14 protein-coding genes are annotated in these 19,851 nt (G+C 57.7%); 8 read left to right on the forward strand and 6 right to left on the reverse strand.

Annotated elements, in window-relative coordinates:
* Positions 1-153: 153 nt before the first annotated feature.
* On the reverse strand, positions 154-1,041 hold the full coding sequence (gene rhtA / locus AC2FAJ_RS09235) for a threonine/homoserine exporter RhtA (protein ID WP_049136965.1): 888 nt from the start codon (positions 1,039-1,041) through the stop codon (positions 154-156).
* 355 nt (positions 1,042-1,396) lie between these two features.
* On the opposite strand from rhtA, the gene ompX reads away from it, so the two are divergent.
* Positions 1,397-1,915, forward strand: coding sequence for an outer membrane protein OmpX (gene ompX / locus AC2FAJ_RS09240; RefSeq protein WP_028012448.1), 519 nt, complete (start codon positions 1,397-1,399; stop codon positions 1,913-1,915).
* Positions 1,916-2,033: 118 nt separating this feature from the next.
* Here the strand turns inward: ompX and AC2FAJ_RS09245 are convergent, their stop codons facing one another.
* Both AC2FAJ_RS09245 and mntS read right to left on the reverse strand, forming a co-directional pair.
* Positions 2,034-3,617, reverse strand: coding sequence for a phosphoethanolamine transferase (locus AC2FAJ_RS09245; protein ID WP_028012449.1), 1,584 nt, complete (start codon positions 3,615-3,617; stop codon positions 2,034-2,036).
* 269 nt (positions 3,618-3,886) lie between these two features.
* The gene (gene mntS / locus AC2FAJ_RS09250; protein ID WP_014831181.1) at positions 3,887-4,015 is read right to left on the reverse strand and encodes a manganase accumulation protein MntS; all 129 of its coding nucleotides are present in this window, start codon (positions 4,013-4,015) and stop codon (positions 3,887-3,889) included.
* 183 nt (positions 4,016-4,198) lie between these two features.
* On the opposite strand from mntS, the gene mntR reads away from it, so the two are divergent.
* From mntR to iroN, 7 genes are all read left to right on the forward strand, one after another.
* Complete coding sequence (gene mntR / locus AC2FAJ_RS09255) at positions 4,199-4,672, forward strand: manganese-binding transcriptional regulator MntR (protein ID WP_008501176.1); 474 nt, start codon at positions 4,199-4,201, stop codon at positions 4,670-4,672.
* Positions 4,669-5,778 carry an anion transporter gene (locus tag AC2FAJ_RS09260; RefSeq protein ID WP_485454061.1) on the forward strand — a complete coding sequence of 370 codons (1,110 nt, stop codon included), beginning with the start codon at positions 4,669-4,671 and terminating at the stop codon, positions 5,776-5,778. Before mntR ends, AC2FAJ_RS09260 begins: the two co-directional genes overlap by 4 nt.
* A 101-nt stretch (positions 5,779-5,879) precedes the next feature.
* Positions 5,880-6,974 carry an HlyD family secretion protein gene (locus AC2FAJ_RS09265; protein ID WP_041910714.1) on the forward strand — a complete coding sequence of 365 codons (1,095 nt, stop codon included), beginning with the start codon at positions 5,880-5,882 and terminating at the stop codon, positions 6,972-6,974.
* Positions 6,971-8,542: a DHA2 family efflux MFS transporter permease subunit gene (locus tag AC2FAJ_RS09270; protein ID WP_045630925.1), complete on the forward strand. Its 1,572-nt coding sequence runs from the start codon at positions 6,971-6,973 to the stop codon at positions 8,540-8,542. Before AC2FAJ_RS09265 ends, AC2FAJ_RS09270 begins: the two co-directional genes overlap by 4 nt.
* Positions 8,542-10,065 carry an efflux transporter outer membrane subunit gene (locus tag AC2FAJ_RS09275; protein ID WP_163332963.1) on the forward strand — a complete coding sequence of 508 codons (1,524 nt, stop codon included), beginning with the start codon at positions 8,542-8,544 and terminating at the stop codon, positions 10,063-10,065. The genes AC2FAJ_RS09270 and AC2FAJ_RS09275 overlap by 1 nt, the downstream gene beginning before the upstream one ends.
* Before the next feature lie 102 nt (positions 10,066-10,167).
* Positions 10,168-11,208: an aldo/keto reductase gene (locus AC2FAJ_RS09280; protein WP_041910712.1), complete on the forward strand. Its 1,041-nt coding sequence runs from the start codon at positions 10,168-10,170 to the stop codon at positions 11,206-11,208.
* Positions 11,209-11,554: 346 nt separating this feature from the next.
* Entirely contained in the window at positions 11,555-13,729 is a 2,175-nt protein-coding gene (gene iroN / locus AC2FAJ_RS09285; RefSeq protein ID WP_485454062.1) for a siderophore salmochelin receptor IroN, read from the forward strand.
* A gap of 44 nt (positions 13,730-13,773) precedes the next feature.
* Here iroN and AC2FAJ_RS09290 read toward each other — a convergent pair whose 3' ends face one another.
* The 3 genes from AC2FAJ_RS09290 to iroC form a co-directional block, all read right to left on the reverse strand.
* Positions 13,774-14,730 carry an alpha/beta hydrolase gene (locus tag AC2FAJ_RS09290; RefSeq protein ID WP_485454063.1) on the reverse strand — a complete coding sequence of 319 codons (957 nt, stop codon included), beginning with the start codon at positions 14,728-14,730 and terminating at the stop codon, positions 13,774-13,776.
* Between the two features lie 83 nt (positions 14,731-14,813).
* Positions 14,814-16,043 carry an alpha/beta hydrolase-fold protein gene (locus AC2FAJ_RS09295; RefSeq protein WP_047362743.1) on the reverse strand — a complete coding sequence of 410 codons (1,230 nt, stop codon included), beginning with the start codon at positions 16,041-16,043 and terminating at the stop codon, positions 14,814-14,816.
* A gap of 101 nt (positions 16,044-16,144) precedes the next feature.
* The gene (gene iroC, locus AC2FAJ_RS09300; RefSeq protein WP_485454064.1) at positions 16,145-19,804 is read right to left on the reverse strand and encodes a salmochelin/enterobactin export ABC transporter IroC; all 3,660 of its coding nucleotides are present in this window, start codon (positions 19,802-19,804) and stop codon (positions 16,145-16,147) included.
* Positions 19,805-19,851 lie beyond the last annotated feature (47 nt).

Genomic DNA, 19,851 nt, shown 5'->3' on the forward strand with positions numbered 1-19,851 from the left:
TTTAAAATTGATACAGATCAATCTTAATTCGCCTGGAGGGGAATGGGTGGGGAAGGATATTTCGGTTATATGACAAACTATGTAAGAAATTATAACGGATGGCATTCTGGCCTTTATTCTGCATGGCCGTGAAGCCATGCAGAATATATGGCATTAGCCGATGTCGATTTTCTCAACTTTAGGTTCAGGGCGCATGGTGAGCGTTGACCCCATTGACGCCGCGATAATTGAGCAGAGCGCCAGCGTCTGGGTAAACGTCAGCGTTTCGCCCAGGAACACCATCCCGGAGATCGCCGCAAGGGCGGGCTCCATGCTCATCAGAGTGCCAAATATGCGCGTCGGCAGACGCGTCAGGGCAATCATCTCCAGAGAATAGGGGAGTGCCGTTGAAAGAATAGCGACCGCCAGCCCGATGGGCATGACTGACCATTGCCAGATAGACTCCGTGGCCTGCGCCATACCGATCGGCACAAAAACGATAGCCGCAATCACGGAACCCAGGGCGACCGTTGCCGGGCCATGCTCTTCACCCGCTCGCTGCCCGGTGAGTATATAGACAGCCCAGCAGGCTCCTGCTCCCAGCGCCAGCGCTGCGCCCGTGAGATCAATCTCAGAGACATTCTGGCCGAGCGGCAGCAGGAACCATAAGCCCAGAACGGCCAGCACGACCCAGATAAAATCCACCGGACGACGTGACGAGAAAAGCGCGACCGCCAGCGGGCCGGTAAACTCCAGCGCGACGGCAATCCCCAGCGGGATGGTCTGGATGGAGAGGTAGAACATATAGTTCATTGCCCCGAGGGACAGACCATAAAAAAGCAGGGGGAGACGTTGCTCTTTTTTGAAGCGCAGACGCCAGGGTTTGAAGATGACGACCAGTATCGCCGTTCCCAGCACGATACGCAGGGCTGTTACCCCGGGCGCACCCACCAGTGGAAAAAGCGATTTTGCCAGCGAAGCACCGCTTTGGATGGACAACATGGCAATAAGTATGACGGCTACCGGCAACCAGACCGACGACGTGCGGGAAAACCCAGGCATCCTTTCTCCTGTCAGCTAATGTCAAGTGGAGTAAAGGTTGCAGTGTAAAGGAAATATACAGCTACGGTTGAGACTACGTTGAAAAAAAAGACCCGTGAAATCCGTAAAATGGTTAAGCGCTGGTGGATTTATCACCTGAAAGATTAGGAATAATCTGGATGAATGTAACGGCGCAGACGCGCAATATGGGCGTTTAGTAGGAAAAATCGCATGTGATTTGAAAGAGTTAGCTGAGGTTGGAAACGTTCTGTTACAGGAAAGGCCTCATTAGACATCACGAATCACAAAGAGTTTCGCAAATTTTTTTGATATATTTAAAACTTACGGACTTACTTGAAGCACATTTGAGGTGGTTATGAAAAAAATTGCATGTCTTTCAGCACTGGCCGCTGTACTGGCTGTTTCCGCAGGTACCGCTGTAGCTGCTACTTCTACTGTAACTGGTGGTTACGCTCAGAGCGATATGCAGGGCGTGATGAACAAAACCAACGGTTTCAACCTGAAGTATCGTTACGAGCAGGATAACAACCCGCTGGGCGTGATCGGTTCTTTCACCTACACCGAGAAAGATCGTACTGAAAACGGCGCATACAACAAAGGCCAGTACTACGGTATCACTGCTGGTCCAGCTTACCGTCTGAACGACTGGGCGAGCATCTACGGTGTTGTAGGTGTTGGCTACGGTAAATTCCAGCAGACCGAAAACCAGGGTCTGAACCGCACTGCAAGCAACAGCGACTACGGCTTCTCCTATGGCGCAGGCCTGCAGTTCAACCCAATCCAGGACGTGGCTCTGGACTTCTCCTATGAGCAGAGCCGTATCCGCAACGTTGACGTTGGCACCTGGATCGCGGGCGTAGGTTACCGCTTCTAATCACTTCGGTGAGCTAATAAAAAATCCGCCCAATGTGGCGGATTTTTTTTTAGCTTTTTCCCTCTCCTTGTGGGAGAGGGTCAGGGTGAGGGCATCAGACCGCACGAGACCGCACAGCTTACTTACTCTTAATATCAAAAATATCGGTACCCAGATGGTTATAGTCAACTTTCTGTAACTTGAAGTTGGTAACGTACACTGGGGGCGCTTTCTTGTTGGAGATAAACGGGTAATCATTTTTTATCTCTTTGGCCTTAATCCCCGTCCACTGCGAGAAGAACTGCAGGAAATCATTCGCCGAGCGCCGCGCTTTGATAACGCGATGCGTTTTATCATCACTCGACAGCACCATAAACGGCACCTGGAAATTTTGCTGGAACTGGTCGTCGTGCGCCAGATACTGCACTTCTTTGCCACGCTCTTTAAACGCCAGCCCGTGATCAGAGAAATAGACCACAGAGAAGCTTTCGCCCGTATTGCGCAGCTGATCGTAAAGCTTGCTGAGCAGCTCGTCGGTTTGCGTCATGGTATAGAGATAGCAAGAGGTCTCTTTCGACTGCACAAACTCCGCGTATTTACCGCCAGTGCGATCGCAGGCCTGCGGGTGCGATCCCATCAGGTGCAGAACAATCAGCTGCGGCTGGGTGCGCGGGGTAGCAAAGACCTGCGCCGTCATCTTCAGCAGCGCCTCGTCTTTGGTGTTTTTGTCGGCTTCAAAATCGCCGCTCTTCAGGAACTGCACTTCGTCAGCACGCTTAGCAATACTGGCGATGGCGGTGTCGTATTCGCCAATTTGCCCCTGATTGGAGAACCACCAGGTCTGAAAACCGGCGCGGTTGGCCAGCGTGACAAAATTATCCTGAAACTGAGGTTTGCCATCCACCACGCGGTTCAGCGTCAGGCCGAGCGATTTCTGCGTCGAGCCGCTGGCCGCCACATAATCGGTAAACAGGGTGCCGTTGACAGAGCTGGCAAACGGTGTGTTATTCCAGTGCCCGCCGAATGCGCCCAGCGCGTCGCGACGTGCGCTCTCGCCAATCACCACCACATAGGTATGGTATTTCGGCTTAACCGCCAGCACGTTCCAGGTGTCTTTCATATTGGAAAGTTCAGCCATGCGCGCCTGCTCGTCGAGAACCTCTTTATTGTTCACGACGACGTCTTTAACGAAACGGAACACCGGATAGCCCGTATCTTTCAGCTTGAACACGCCGCCCCAGGCCAGGTTTTGCACCGGCGCAACGAAAAACGTCCCCACGCTAAACGCCAGGCACAGAGACTCCATTTTTCCCCATGATCTCTTCGCGTCTGCTTTGCGACGAACCGCGATGACGCCAAGCGCAAAGATAAAGAGGCCGACGACGTAGCTGTACCAGGGGAAGATCGTCAGGATCTCCGTCGACTCTTCCATATTGGTGGAGTGCAGCGCCAGCAGGGTGTTGAAGTTTGGCGCGCCGTAGGCCTGGCCAAACGGGAAATACATCGCAGCAATCAGCGAACAGACCCCTACCAACGCTTTCTGCACGCGCGGGGCCGCTCGCCACAGCACATGCAGGATGCAGGTGAAAGCCACTGCATAAAGCAGGCTGAAGGGATAGCCGAGCGCAAAGTTAATCAGCAGCGACTGCAAAAAGTAAAATCCCGTCCACGGGCTTAAGGCCCGGCTGCGGGTAACGATGGTATCTATCAGGGTTACATTCATAGGTCACTATCACAAAAACGCCATGTGCTCACCCTGGCGCCAAGGGTCAAAGCCTGCCGGACAGTGCGTGGAAAGGGAATGAGAGGTCCGCTTCAGCGAGCCGCAAATTGTGCAGGGCTGCAAGAAGATAGTGCGAGCGTGAATTAAGGTCAACAGTTGCTAAACAGATGTTTTGCGAAGGGGGCTGCAAATCCGCAAAAATTATCGGGAATTGGTCAGTTTACAGCGGAAGTGTGACAGAAAAATGAAGCGGCGTACCGCAACGCCGCTTAGTGGGAAGGTTTGTCGTCCTGATGCGGTTTGTTGTTAAACATATCGCACAGCATGTTCAACAGCATTAAGCGCACTTTAAAAGGAGAGTGGGTAAACACGGTCATGCACCTCTTGAATTCGTTCATGAGACCTCCTGATGTTTGATCCCTTCGATCCGTGAAGGGTGACTGCATTACATACAGATATAGCACAGGCTATATTGTATAGCTATGGCTATTTCGTTAATTTTTTGTGCTTGTGGAGGGATGGTTTACAATGTGCGCTCTCGATACCGGGCGCTGGAAGCGTCACCCCAATGAGGAAGTACAATGAACCGTCGCGCAGGTAAGCCAACCATTAAAAAAACGACGCAACTGGTGAATGTTGAAGAACATGTCGAAGGTTTTCGCCAGGTCCGTGAAGCGCACCGGCGTGAACTGATTGATGATTATGTTGAACTGATTTCCGATCTGATCCGCGAGGTTGGGGAAGCGCGTCAGGTCGATATGGCCGCCAGGCTCGGGGTTTCGCAGCCGACGGTCGCTAAAATGTTAAAACGTCTGGCCTCGGTAGGCCTGATCGAAATGATCCCCTGGCGCGGCGTGTTTCTGACGCCGGAAGGGGAGAAGCTTGCGCAGGAGAGCCGCGAGCGCCATCAGCTCGTCGAGAACTTTTTGCTGGTGCTGGGCGTCAGCCCGGAAATTGCCCGTCGGGATGCGGAAGGAATGGAGCACCACGTTAGCGAAGAGACGCTGGTGAAGTTTCGCGAATTTACCCTTAAATATGGTCCCTCCGCTGAATGAAAATCCCTGGACTGCAGGCCCTGTCACGCGATCGTTTCTTCCATCTCTTATTAATCATTGGCGCCGGGTTAAGCCTGTTTGTGCCGTTTGCGCCACAGGCCTGGTCTGCGGCGATTGACTGGCGCACCATCATCACCCTGAGCGGGTTAATGATGCTGACCAAAGGGGTCGAGCTGAGCGGCTATTTTGACGTCCTGGGGCGCAAAATGGTGCGCCGTTTTGCCACCGAGCGCAGGCTGGCCCTGTTTATGGTATTCTCCGCCGCGGTGCTGTCGACGTTTCTGACCAACGATGTGGCGCTGTTTATCATCGTACCCCTCACGCTCACCCTGCGTAAGCTTTGCGAGATCCCGGTCAGCAGACTGATCATCTTTGAAGCGCTCGCCGTTAACGCCGGTTCTCTGTTGACGCCCATCGGCAACCCGCAAAATATTCTTCTCTGGGGACGTTCCGGTCTGTCATTCGCCGCCTTTACCTGGCAGATGGCGCCTCTGGCGCTGGTGATGATGTTGTCGCTGCTGGCGGTCTGCTGGCTCGCGTTTCCGGATAAAAAGCTGCAATACCATAGCGGGACCACGGGCCCGCAGTGGCAGCCGCGGCTGGTCTGGAGCTGCCTCGGGCTGTATATCGTCTTTCTGTTCGCCCTGGAGCTGAGGTATGAGCTGGCGGGCGTCCTGCTCGTCGCCGCGGGCTTTGTCGTGCTGGCGCGGCGCGTGCTGGTGAGCGTGGACTGGACGCTGCTGCTGGTCTTTATGGCGATGTTCATCGACGTGCATCTGCTTATTCAGCTTCCCGTGCTGCAAAACGTTCTGCACAGCGTCAGCACGCTGTCGCAGCCGGGGCTGTGGCTGACGGCGATTGGCCTGTCGCAGTTTATCAGCAACGTGCCTGCCACCATTCTGCTGCTTAACTACGTTCCGCCGGACACGCTACTGGCCTGGGCGGTGAACATCGGTGGGTTTGGGCTGCTGCCCGGCTCCCTGGCAAACCTGATCGCCCTGCGCATGGCCAATGACCGTCGCATCTGGTGGCGCTTCCACCTCTGGTCGATCCCGATGCTGCTCTGGGCTGCGGCGATCGGTTTCGGACTATTCCTTCTCATATAGTGCGCAATTTGTCAGTTTTTCCTGGCAAATGTATAGCAACGTCCTAGCTTTAGTGAACGGCATAGTGTGATGCCGCTCACTGACAGGACCGTTGCTGAATTATGGCAGAAGAACAAAATCCACCTGCTGACGAGCAGGATAAAAACAATAACGAGCGTAAACGCCCGGGCAAAAAACCGTTAATTATCCTTGGCATCGTGGTCATCGTGATGGTGATCGTGGCGCTGGTCTGGTGGTTTTTAACCCGCAACGAAGAGACCACCGACGACGCCTTTACCGACGGCGACGTGGTGACCATTGCCCCCAAAACGGCGGGCTACGTTACCGAGCTTCGCGTGCGGGATAACCAGCGCGTGAAGAAAGGGGATGTGCTGGTGGTGATCGATCCTCGCGATACCACCGCCCAGCGCGATCAGGCTCAGGCTCAGCTTGGGCTGGCTATCGCGCAGCTGCATCAGGCCCAGGCGCAGCTGGCGCTCTCAAAAGTGCAGTATCCCGCCCAGCGTGACGAAGCCAAAGCGCAGGTGTTGAAAGCGCAGGCCGATCTGGCGAACGCGCAGGCAGAGTACCGGCGCCAGCGCGGCGTCGACCCGCGCGCGACCACCCAGCAAAGTATTGATTCTGCGAACGCTCAGCTGCGCAGCGCCCAGGCTGGCCTTGCCAGCGCACAGGCGCAGCTGGAAGTGGCGGAGCAGGTACAGCTGCAAATCCGCCAGCAGGAGACCAACGTCGAAGCCCGCGAGCGTCAGGTCGAACAGGCGAAAGCACAGCTGGAAACGGCCAATCTGAACCTCTCTTACACCGAAGTCCGCGCCCCGTTCGACGGCTTTGTCACCAAACGCAACGTGCAGCCCGGCACGCTGGTTCAGGCGGGCACCGCGCTGTTCTCGCTGGTCTCCCCGAACGTGTGGGTGGTGGCGAACTTTAAAGAGTCCCAGCTTGAGCGCATGAAGCCCGGCGATAAGGTTAGCGTCTCCGTGGATGCCTGGCCGGATATGGAGCTTGAAGGCCATATCGACAGCATCCAGCAGGGCAGCGGCTCGCGCTTCTCCGCCTTCCCGTCGGAAAACGCCACCGGTAACTTTGTGAAGATTGTTCAGCGCGTACCGGTAAAAATCGTCATCGATAAAGGTCTGGATCCGAACAAGCCGCTGCCGCTGGGGCTGTCGGTTGAACCGAAGGTCACCGTGGAATGACGGATCATAGCCACGATAACTGGAAGCCCGCCAGTAACCCGTGGGCGGTGGCGATTGTCGTCACCCTGGCGGTGTTCATGGAAATTCTGGACACCACCATCGTCAACGTCGCGCTGCCGCACGTGGCGGGGTCGCTCTCGGCCAGCTACGACGAATCCACCTGGGTACTGACAAGCTACCTGGTGGCGAACGGCATCGTGCTGCCCATCTCGGCGTTCCTGAGCCGGCTCTTTGGCCGCAAGCAGTTCTTCCTCATTTGCATCGTGATGTTCACCATCTGCTCGTTCCTGTGCGGCATCGCCACCGAGCTGTGGCAAATCATCCTGTTCCGCGTGATGCAGGGCTTCTTTGGCGGCGGGTTGCAGCCCACCCAGCAGTCGGTGCTGCTTGACTACTTCAAGCCGGAGGACAGGGGCAAAGCGTTTGGGCTTTCCTCCATTGCGATTATCGTCGCGCCGGTGCTCGGCCCGACGCTGGGGGGCTGGATCACCGACAACTACTCCTGGCGCTGGGTGTTCTTTATCAACATCCCGGTGGGGATTGTGACGGTGCTGGCGATCTACCAGCTGCTGGAAGATCCGCCGTGGGAGAGCAAATCAAAAGAGAAGCTGACCATCGACTGGACGGGGATCGGCCTGATCGCCCTCGGTCTGGGTTGTTTGCAGGTGATGCTCGACCGGGGCGAGGATGACGACTGGTTCTACTCGAACTTTATCCGCACCTTCGCGGTGCTGACGCTGGTCGGCATTATCGGCGCAATCTACTGGCTGATGTATGCCAAAAAGCCGGTGGTGGATCTGCACTGCATGAAGGACCGCAACTTCGCGATCTCCAGCCTGCTGATGGCGGGGATGGCGATGATCCTCTACGGCAGCTCGGTGGTGATCCCGCAGCTGGCGCAGCAGGATCTGGGCTATACCGCCACCTGGTCCGGGCTGGTGCTCTCGCCCGGCGCGGTGCTGATCGTGCTGACCATCCCGCTGGTACTGAAGCTGATGCCGGTGGTGCAGACGCGCTGGATCATTGCCTTTGGCTTTACCTGCCTGGCGGTGTCGTTCTTCTGGTCGCGCACGCTGACGCCGGATATTGACTTCGAAACCCTGGTGCTGTTCCGCAGCGCCCAGTCGATTGGTCTGGGGTTCCTGTTTGTGCCGCTCACCACCATCGCCTTCATCTCGATACCGAGACGGCTCAACGCCGATGCGGCGGCGCTGTTTACCATGTTCCGCAACGTGGCGGGATCCATCGGGATTTCGCTCTCGACGGCGGCCATCACCGAGCGCGCGCAGGCGCACAGCGCGCACCTTGCCTACCACGCCTCGCCGTTTAACGAGCAGTTCCAGCTGGCGATTCGCGAAAGCGCCCTGGCGATCCAGAACTTCACCACCCAGGTGGGCGATCCGACCGGGATTGCCACCGGGCGGATGTACCAGACGATGATCGAGCAGTCCCGCTTTTTGGCCTACATCGACGTCTTCACCATTCTGAGCGCCGTGGCCTTGCTATTGATTCCGTTTTGTTTGTTGCTCTCGCCGGTTAAGAGCGAGGGGAGTGCAGGAGCACACTGATGATACACAGACGTTTACACCCCCTGATGATAATGATGCTGCTGGTGGGCTGCGCCGTCGGGCCGGACTACCAGCAGCCTGCGCCACCCGCCGTTACGCACTGGAACGATAAGGGCGACAGCGCGGTAAAATCGCAAACCACCTCCGCCGCGACCAATCCGCGCTGGTGGAAAACCTTCGGCTCGCCGCAGCTCGACAGTCTGGTTGAACGCGCCATCGCCGGAAACCTGACGCTGCAGCAAACGGTACTGCGCATTGCCGGGGCGCGTGAACAGATTAACCAGGCGGGCGGGGCATTTTTCCCGTCGGTGAACGGCAATCTGCAGGCGACGCGCCAGCAACTCGGGCTGGAAGGGGAGCTAAAATCCCACGGCGTGTACGACCAGCTGGATAATGTCGACCCTGAACTCAGAGGCGCGCTGGGGCCGCTGACGCAGCCGATTAACCTTTATCAGGGCAGCTTCGACGCCCAGTGGGAAATCGACCTCTGGGGCAAGGTGCGCCGTCAGGTGGAAGCCGCCGAGGCGCAGCAGAAGGCCGCCATCGAACAGCGTAACGATGCGCTGGTGTCGCTGGAAGCGGAAGTGGCGCGCGCGTGGCTCCAGCTGCGCGGGGCACAGAGCATTATCGCTACCCTGAACACCCAGATTAAAAGCGCGCAGCAGACGCTGGACCTGACCGAAAGCCGCCAGCGCGGCGGGCTGTCGCCGCAGATGGACGTGGAAAACGCCCGGGCGCAGCTGGGCAATCTTGAAGCCCAGCTGCCGCAGTATCAGGCCCAGGAACGCCAGGCGATGAACGGGCTGGCTATTCTGCTCGGCAAGCCGCCGGGGGCGCTGGATAGCGAGCTGCAATCCGCACAGCCAATGCCCGCGCTGCCGGATATCGTGCAGACTGGTATACCGTCCACGCTGGCGCGCCGCCGTCCGGACGTGCGCGAAGCGGAGGCCAACCTTCATGCCGCCACGGCGCAGATTGGCGTCTCGGTGGCCCAGCTGTTCCCGAGCTTTACCCTCTCCGGACAGTTTGGCCTGCGCAACAGCGAATCCGGCTGGCTGACCGACTGGAGCAGCCACTTCTACAGCTTCGGCCCGCAGATTTCCATTCCGATTTTCCAGGGGGGTCGACTGGTCTCCAGCGTCAAGGTGGCGCGCGCGCAGCAGGGCGCTGCGGTACTGGACTATCGCCAGACGGTGCTCACCGCGCTCGGCGATGTCGAAAATGCCCTGGTGAGCTATCGCACCGACCAGCAGCGTGAGGCGGGTCTCGCGAAAACCATCGACGCACTGCAAAACGCCTTTGATCTTGCCAGCGACAGCTACCGCCAGGGGATCGCCAGCTTTATCGACGTGCTGGACGCCCAGCGTCAGCTGGCGCAGGCCGAGCAGCAGCGCGCGCAGGCGCAGGTACAAAGCGCTCTCGATCTGGTGGCGCTCTACAAGGCGCTCGGCGGCGGCTGGGAGCCGTATCAGCAGGTGCAGCTCCCGGACTACAGCGTCTTTGGCGACGCCCCGCGCGGATAGATTCAGAGGATTGGGCAAGAAACGGACAGGAACGCCACATTCGCGATGGCTGAGGGGCGGGTATAACTATCGGGTACCCAATCGACATGCGAGGATTATCTTATGCGTTATCAAAAACTGGGCAACACCGGTCTGTTTGTTTCTGAACTGTGCCTCGGCACCATGACCTTCGGCGGAGAAGGCGGCATGTGGGGCAAGATTGGTCAGCTCCAGCAGAGCGAAGCAGAACAGCTGGTGGGCCGTGCGCTGGATGCCGGGATCAACTTTATCGATACCGCGGACGTTTACTCGGAAGGGCGCTCGGAGGCGATCCTCGGCCAGGCGCTGAAAAACCTGAAAATCCCGCGCGAGAACGTGGTGGTTGCGACTAAAGTATTTGGCGAAACCGGGACGGCAGGAGTGAACTCGCGCGGCAGCTCACGCTATCACATCATCAGCAGCGTGAAGGAGAGCCTGCGCCGCCTGCAGCTCGATCATATCGATCTCTATCAGCTTCACGGTTTCGATCCGGCCACGCCGATTGAGGAGACGCTGTATGCGCTGGATAACCTGGTGCAGCACGGCCACGTGCGCTACATCGGCGTCTCGAACTGGGCGGCGTGGCAGATAGCCAAAGCGCTCGGGATTTCCGAGCGTCTGGGGCTGGCGCGTTTTGCGTCATTGCAGGCGTACTACACCATCGCCGGGCGCGATCTTGAGCGCGAGCTGGTGCCGATGATGCAGAGCGAAGGCGTCGGGCTGATGGTCTGGAGCCCGCTGGCGGGCGGCCTGCTGAGCGGAAAATATGGTCGCGACGGGCAGAGCGAAGCCGGTAGCCGCCGTCTGGCGTTCGACTTCCCGCCGGTGGACAAAGATCGCGCCTTTGACTGCGTGGACGTGATGCGCGTGATTGCCGAAAGTAAGGGCGTCTCCGTCGCACAAATCGCGCTGGCGTGGCTGCTGCACCAGAAGGCGGTGACCAGCGTCATCATTGGCGCGAAACGCGTTGAACAGCTGGACGACAACATTGCCGCCACCGGGATCCGTCTCAGCGAAGACGAGCTTCAGCAGCTTGATGCGGTGAGCGCGCTGCCGCGGGAATATCCTGGCTGGATGCTGGAGCGGCAGGGGGAGTATCGCCGCAATCAGCTCGCGCAGCAGTAACCTTTCTTTCCCCGGTGGCGCTTGCGCTTACCGGGGCTGCGTTCCCTTGTAATGACATATTAACGTTATGTCACTACACGAAATACCAATGGGCTGTTCTCTTCTTCCGCTGTTTCAGTATGCCAGCTTTACGAACGCACAGGGTGGTACCCGGGAAGAATCACTCCGGGCCAATGCGTGCGTTTCATTAATGCGCGCATCCGTGTATTAAGGATTGCCTTAATTCTCTCCAAATGATATTAATTATCATTCTTATTATAAAAATAATGGCAGTTTAAAATATCTGGCAAGGATGTGAGCTTAACGATCGATCACTTTTACGTTAGGCATGTATTAGGGAATGGGTATGAGAATTATCAAGATCTTCTGGCCGCTCACTGCGCTCCTGGCAGGGTTGAACAGTCAGGTATCACTGGCAAAATCCTCCGATGATAACGACGAGACCCTGGTGGTGGAAGCCACCGCTGAGCAGGTACTCAAACAGCAGCCGGGCGTGTCGATTATTACCAGCGAAGATATTAAAAAGAACCCTCCGGTCAACGATCTCTCCGATATTATTCGCAAAATGCCCGGTGTCAATCTGACCGGCAACAGCGCCTCGGGTACACGTGGTAATAACCGCCAGATCGACATTCGCGGCATGGGGCCGGAGAACACCTTAATTTTAATTGATGGTGTGCCGGTGACGTCGCGCAACGCCGTGCGTTATAGCTGGCGTGGAGAGCGTGATACCCGCGGCGACACCAACTGGGTGCCACCGGAACAGGTTGAGCGTATTGAAGTGATCCGCGGCCCTGCGGCGGCACGCTACGGTTCGGGCGCAGCGGGCGGGGTGGTGAACATCATTACCAAACGCCCTACCAACGACTGGCACGGTTCGCTGTCGTTATACACCAACCAGCCGGAAAGCAGCGACGAAGGCGCTACGCGTCGCGCCAACTTCAGCCTTAGCGGGCCGCTGGCTGGCGATGCGCTGACCATGCGCCTGTACGGAAACCTGAATAAAACCGATGCCGACAGCTGGGATATTAACTCCTCGGCCGGTACGAAAAACGCGGCCGGGCATGAAGGGGTGCGTAACAAAGATATTAACGGCGTTGTCTCGTGGAAATTAAATCCGCAGCAAATTATCGATTTCGAAGCCGGATATAGCCGTCAGGGGAATATCTATGCGGGCGATACGCAAAATAGTTCTTCCAGTGCCGTCACTGAAAGCCTGGCGAAATCCGGCGAGGAGACGAACCGCCTTTACCGGCAGAATTATGGCGTTACGCACAATGGTATCTGGGACTGGGGTCAAAGCCATTTTGGTGTCTATTATGAGAAAACCAATAACACCCGCATGAATGAAGGATTATCCGGTGGCGGTGAAGGGCGTATTTCGGCGGATGAAAAGTTCACGACCAATCGCCTGAGCTCCTGGCGAACCAGCGGCGAGCTTAATATTCCGCTGAATGCGCTGGTCGATCAAACGCTGACCGTGGGTGCGGAGTGGAGCCGCGATGAGCTCGACGATCCTTCCTCTACCAGCCTGACCGTGGATGACAGTGATATCGGCGGCATTTCTGGCTCGGCTGCGGATCGCAGCAGTAAAAACCATTCCCAAATCAGTGCGCTGTATATTGAAGATAATATTGAGCCGGTTCCCGGCACGAATATCATTCCCGGCCTGCGCTTTGATTATCTCAACGAGTCCGGCGGTAACTTCAGCCCCAGCCTGAACCTCTCGCAGGAATTGGGCGATTACTTCAAAGTCAAAGCGGGGATTGCCCGAACCTTTAAAGCACCAAACCTGTATCAATCCAGCGAAGGTTATCTGCTCTACTCGAAAGGCAACGGTTGTCCAAAAGATATTACATCGGGCGGCTGCTACCTGATCGGTAATAAAGATCTCGATCCGGAAATTAGCATCAATAAAGAAATTGGGCTGGAGTTCGCCTGGGAAGATTACCATGCCAGCGTGACCTACTTCCGCAATGACTACCAGAATAAGATCGTGGCCGGCGATAATGTTATCGGGCAAACCGCTTCCGGCGCATATATTCTCCAGTGGCAGAACGGCGGGAAAGCGCTGGTGGACGGTATCGAAGCCAGCATGGCGTTCCCGCTGGTGAAAGATCGTCTGAACTGGAATACCAATGCCACCTGGATGATCACCTCGGAGCAAAAAGACACCGGTAACCCGCTGTCGATCATCCCGAAATACACCATTAATAACTCGCTTGACTGGACCATCACCCAGGCGTTCTCTGCCAGCGTCAACTGGACGTTATACGGCAGACAAAAACCGCGTACTCATTCGGAAACTCGTAGTGAAGATACTGGCGGTCTGTCAGGTAAAGAGCTGGGCGCTTATTCGCTGGTGGGGACGAACTTTAATTACAATATTAATAAAAATCTGCGTCTTAACGTTGGTGTCAGCAATATCTTAGATAAACAGATTTACCGATCTTCCGAAGGGGCGAATACCTATAACGAGCCTGGCCGGGCTTATTATGCCGGTGTTACCGCGTCATTTTGATCGTAGTGTTACAGGTGTACTGCCCGCGTCAAGGCGGGCAGTGTTTAGCGGCTTAATGAATGACAGCCTGCTGTGTTACCTGCGTTTTCACCACTGATATCTAACAGCGCTCCGCGGAAGGAGGCGTTGAACATCGGCCCGTGTCCCAGGTTTGGGAAATCCCAAAAGGCGGCATTGACGCCTTTATCTTCCAGCGTGGCGAGGGTGGCATGAATTTTCGTCAGCACTCCGGCAGCATGCGTTTCCCGGTTATCGCCCGGCGTCGCCGAACCTTCCATTATCATCAGGCGCCTGGCGCAGTATTGCGACGGCTCAACCGCCGTGATGCGGCTCAGTAGCGCATCATGGCCTCTGCCCAACGACGGGCTGGCGCTGTAATACGTCCGGAAATAAGGGGAAGACAGCCATGCATCCAGCACGAACAGGCCGCCGTAGGAGTGCCCCCACAGGCCGCGACGCTGCCGCTCGATATTCAATCCCTGTTCCACCTTTGGCGCTATACGCGTTTCCAGTAACTGGCGAAAGTCGTTGCTACCCCCACTCTTACGGCTAAAACGCCCGTTGCGGGTATCCGTTTTGCCGCTTTCTGCTGCTGGCGTATAGTCGTAGGCCCTGCCGTTGAGATCGAAGGGGAGGTTGGTCTGATACCCGACAGCCACAATCACCGGCGGTGATTTTTCTGCCAGCTGTTTGAGCAGGTCGTCGTTCAGGCGGTCCATAACTGCGTTGCCGTCGAGCATATATAAAATCGGGTAGCCCGACGCCGGTGCGGCTTTATTTGGCACGGCCGTCCATACCCGATAATGGCGGCTGCCATCGGCGGAGTCGAACGAGTTGACGCTGAAATGGTAAAACGCAGAGCCTTTATCGGCGATATTCGGCCCCAGTGGCTGCATATCCGGCTTTGCGAAAGCGTGCGCATTCCAGATAAGGGTGAGACCAGAAAGAAGAGTGACAAGCGCCTTGCGTGAGCGTGTTGGGCGATACTCGCGGGCATACATCTGATGTTTATTCCTTTTCCGCAGGTGACATTTTCTTTATTCAGGAAGCCTGTACAGTTGCCTGAAAGTGTTCGCGGGTCAAGTCAACCCTGGAGTAAACCAAGCCCGTCAATCAGTGCGCCGCGCCACCATGCGTAATCGTGACCCCCGGTATACATTGCGCAATGGCTGTCGACGCCAGCGGTAAGCAACTGCTGATGCAGCCGCTGAACGTGGGGTACCGTCGAACCTTCCAGCGATCCCACGCACAGGCGGATGCGCACGCCCTGCGGCGGGGCAGAAAGCAGATGTTCGCTCACCCATGACGAATCGGTTTCGCTGAACACGTTTGGCCGGCTGGCACCCTCTGGCGTCCACCACATCGAAGGGGAGTGGCTGAGCGTCAGCCCGAACGTTTCCGGTGCGTAACGAGCGGCCATGAGCGCGCTGACCCCGCCGAGGCTCTGTCCGGCCAGCACGGTGCGCGAACGGTCTGCCCACCGCCGCTGCGGGTGTTCGGCGCGGATCGTCGGCAACAACTGGCCGGCGATATCCTTTATCAGCTCGCTGCGCCCGCCGAGTATCGCAGTTCGCTCGTGTTCATCGATATTATCGATGCCAAGTACAGCCACAGGCACGATGCGTCCGTTGTTTATGGCGGCGTCAATTGCCGCGCATACGCCAAGGTGATCGAACCAGGTTTCACCATCGGGCAGTACCACCAGGCCGAGGGGCTGCGAAACATCAACGTCCGGCAGATAGAGCCGAACCCGGCGCGATTCCCCGGCGAGAGTGCGCGCCGAGGTAAGCAATTGCCCGCTGGGTGACCCGCCGCGCCATTCGGACTGGGCGGGGGCTTTATCAAGCGCCAGCACCGACTCCTGTGTGCTTCCCCGAACGTTGATCCCCGGCGTTTTGTTTAGCGGATCGGCGTGCCCGACGAGGGTAGCAAAGCGGCCTCCGGACTGTGCAATCGTCTCGGCCGGGGTGCCGGGGGGGATTTCCACCAGCGAATAGGAGCCGCAGTAGCTTGCGGGTAAACGCAGTGTCAGAGTCCAGATATCCGTCGCGGGAAGGGCGGTCATCATCCCTTTCGCCACGTGCTCTTTATCCGTCACCCGATTCAGACGCAGGTAAACGCCCTGTAGAGGGTGCCTGGCGCGCCACAGAAATGTCACATCACGCTCGTCTTTCGCTCCGTCGACTGGCGTCACCAGCGGTACATTTAGCGACTCAGCGTCTCGCCAGAAGTCAGAAAGGTTAGCAATGTGGCCTGCTGCCAGCTGGCTGCGCAGCCTGGCGATAGCAGAGGGATGTTGTTGCATGTTCAGCATTCACTCTCTTTGAATATGAAGGGTGTCAGTATAAATAGCTAAAGCGGCTATTCCGGGAACAGCCGCTTTAGCGCGTGTTTTGTAATGTCTTACGTGCGCAATTACTCTTCCACGATTTCCCCCGTGATGTCGTGCTGGCGATGGGGAACAGAGCTGCCGACGCTGTCATGCCACAAGCGGGTGTAGAGGCCGCCGGCCGCTAACAGCTGTTCGTGGGTGCCGTATTCCGCAAGCTGCCCCTTATCGATAACGGCAATCAGATCGCAGCGCTGCGCGGTGGTCAGACGGTGCGCCACAATCAGCGCCAGGTGCTTCCCGGCGTGCGCGACGTCTGTTAACGATGACATCAATCGCTCTTCGGATGTGCGATCCAGGTGTGACGTGGCTTCATCGAGCAGCAGGATGTGAGCATTCGCCAGTTGTGTGCGGGCCAGCGCAATCAGCTGGCGCTGACCTGCGGACAGATCGGCACCGCCGTTATTCACCTGTGTGCGGAATCCCTGCGGCAGATTGCGCACCGTCTCATACAGCCCTGCCTGTTGAGAGGCAATCTCAACGTCGTCATTGGTACTGGATGGCCGTGAATAACGAATGTTTTCCGCTATATCACCACTAAACAACGCCACATCCTGATCGACCAGCCCAATCTGGCGACGGTAATCGGCAAGCGAGGCATCATCAATTATCCGATCGCCAATGCTGATCCTGCCGTGGGTGGGGGAATACAATCCGGCGATCAGCTTAATCAGCGTTGACTTACCCGCACCGCTGCGACCAACGACCGCGACGACCCTTCCCTCAGGGATTGTCAGGGTAAGTTTGTTCAGCGCGGGTTGAGGACTGTCGGGATAACTGAACGTGACCTCATCAAGATGCAGCGCGCCGGTGGCGGGCGGTGCGGAAGAGGGCTCGATGTTCTCTGTGCCTTCGGTCGCCAGCAGTTCATTGATATGTTTGCCGCTGGCCGTCGCCTGCTGCCAGGCGTCGACAATTCCTGATAACTGCTGCACTGGCCCATAGAATTGCCCCAGCAGCAGGAAGAAAGCCGCCAGCACCCCGGCGGTCATTTCGCCTTCGGCGACTCGCGATGCACCCACCAGAAGAACGGCGGCATAGGAGGCCTCGGTGCAGAAGGTCAGGAACGGGAAATAGACGGCAAGGTATTTTTGCGCACGTACGCGGGTCGCACGGAACCGATCCGATAACGCGCGCAGCCGGGCGGCTTCCTGTTCCTGCTGGCCATGCGATTGCACAACGCGCAAGCCGGAGACTTTCTCCTGCAGGGTGCTGTTGACTTTGCCTATTTCCAGCCGCGCCTGCGCATAAGCAGGGGAGCTGAGGCGGCGATAAATCCAGGTTGCCAGTGCGACCACTGGCACCGCGCTTAATGCCGTCAGCGCCAGGAGCGGGTCGAGCCAGAACATGGCGGCGGCGATGGCGAACATTGTCACCAGGCTGGTGGCTGCACCGGCAAGGCCGTTTTGCAGAAAGCGGGCGAGAGAGTCCACATCTACGGTCATGCGGGTCAGACGCGAATCGACATGCTTTTCATGCCATGGGAGACCAAGACGCAGCATATGGCCGAAGCTGCGCAAGCGCACCGTATGCTGGACTGACTCTGCCGCTCTGGCGGCGAAGACAGTCTGTAGTGAATAACAGCACCAGCTCACGGCCACCAGGCACAGGGCGAATAGGGCACTGAGGCCGATAGTCGACATATCGCCTGTGGCAACGCCGGAGTCAATGCCGCGCTGCAGCAGTATAAGTACCCCGACGCCTGCCGCCGAATCGAGGGCGATCAGCAGGGCGGCGATGACGAACATCCACGCCACGGGCTTCAGCAGCGACGTGACTTTGCGGCCTTTACCGGCCAGCGCCTGCTGTACTGCATTTTCCGGCACGCGCGTCATACGGGCGACAAAGCCTTTATCCCCCGTCTGCGCCGCATCGTCTTGTGGCGCTGGTACGGCCGGCCACAATCCGTTAGGCCCACTGTGGGAAGGCGCGAGGAAATCGCCGTCGCCGGTCATCAGCGCGCGGAACGCCGGACAGCGCGCTTCAAGTTCTGCCTGGGTTCCGGTGTCCACCACCCGGCCCTTATCCAGCACCACAATCCGGCTGGCTAACTGAAGCGTCGAACGGCGTCGGGCAATCACCAGCAGCATATGCTTTTCGTCAGCATAGCGACTCAGCGCGGTGTTGATCTCCGCTTCAGTACCGGCATCGACCGCCGAGGTGGTGTCATCGAGGATCAACACTTCCGGCGCGGTAATGAGCGCCCGTGCCAGCGCGATTCGCTGCCTCTGTCCGCCGGAAAGATTCGTACCGCGTTCGGTTAATTGGGTATCGAAACCTTTCGGCAGGGCGTTGATAAAATCGCTGGCTCCTGCTGCCCTCGCCGCGAGGCGAATGTCGTCCGCCGTTGCCTGAGGGTGCCCGTAGGCGATATTTTCCGCCACCGTACCGGCAAACAGAAAAGCATCCTCAAACACAACGCCTACCCGACGACGAAGCGCCTCCAGCCTGAGATCGCGGAGGTTCTGTCGGCCTGCGCTGGTGTTGAGCCATATCTCTCCGGCGCTGGGATCGTAAAAACGCGCCAGCAGCATCAGCAGCGTGGATTTCCCGGAACCCGATGCGCCCACTACCGCCACCGTTTCACCGGCGTGCAGGGAAAAGGAGACATCGCTGAGGATGCGTCTGCCGCCACGGTACTCGAAGCTCATATTCTCCAGTTGCAGCCCGATAACCTGACCGTTAACCGTCTCCGTCCCGTCTTCCATCTGCGAACGGGTGTCGATCAGAGCAAACACGCGCTCCACGGACGCCTGGGTGCGCTGGGCGATAACCAGAAACGATGCCAGTACACGGGTTGGCCCGGTCAGCATCGCGAGGAAGCTGGCAAACGCCACGAAGGTGCCGAGATCGATGCGCCCGTGCATAACCGACCAGCCGCCGTAGCACAGCAGGACGATTTGCCCGAGCACCGGGAGCGCCAGCATGGTGGCACCTGGCATCGCCTGCGAGATGGCCGCGCCGATGCGTACCCGCACCATCTGCCGCGACTGGCGATCCAGCCAGCGCGTTTCACGCAGCTCCGCCACGCAGGATTTTACCACTGAGATCTGCGCCAGCACCTCGCGCATATGTTCGGTGAGATTTGCCAGTCGGTCCGAGGCCAGCCCGGTTTGCGCAAAGACCCGGCGACGTGCGCGCAGCGCAGTGATAGCCAGGCATGCCAGTACGCACACGACGATGAGCGTCATGGCGGGTGACATCCACAGCATCACGGCAATGCCGGCAATGTAATAAGTGAACACCGCCAGCGGCACCGGGCACATCTGTAGCAGGGTATGCACCTGCTGCAGATCGCTGTTGGTCCGTGAAATCACCTGCCCGGTGCGCAGTGCGTCCTGGCCTGCGCCGTCAAGTTTTTGAATACTGTCGAATGCCCGTCCTCGCATGGTGTGCTGCACCCAGAGCGAGAGCTCCCCGGCATAACCGCGGCGCACGTAGTTACCGATGAAATCAAAAAAGGCAATCAGCAATAGCCCGCAGGCCAGCCACGGCAGACGAGTCGGATTGCCCGCCAGCGCGTCGTTCACCGCTTGCCTTGTCAGCAACGGCGTCAGCGCGGCCAGCAGAATGGTCGAGACCGACGCTACCACTACGATGATGCTAAGTTTCTTACGTTCCCAGCACACGCGTGCCAGGCGAACTATCCAGGACCGCGCAGGAGTGGGAGAGTGAGTCGCAGGCATTAAGCCTCCTCCGTCTGTAAACAATAGGATCCAAGTCGGATCGCTGT

This window comes from Enterobacter cloacae complex sp. 385G4 (genome assembly GCF_057320665.1).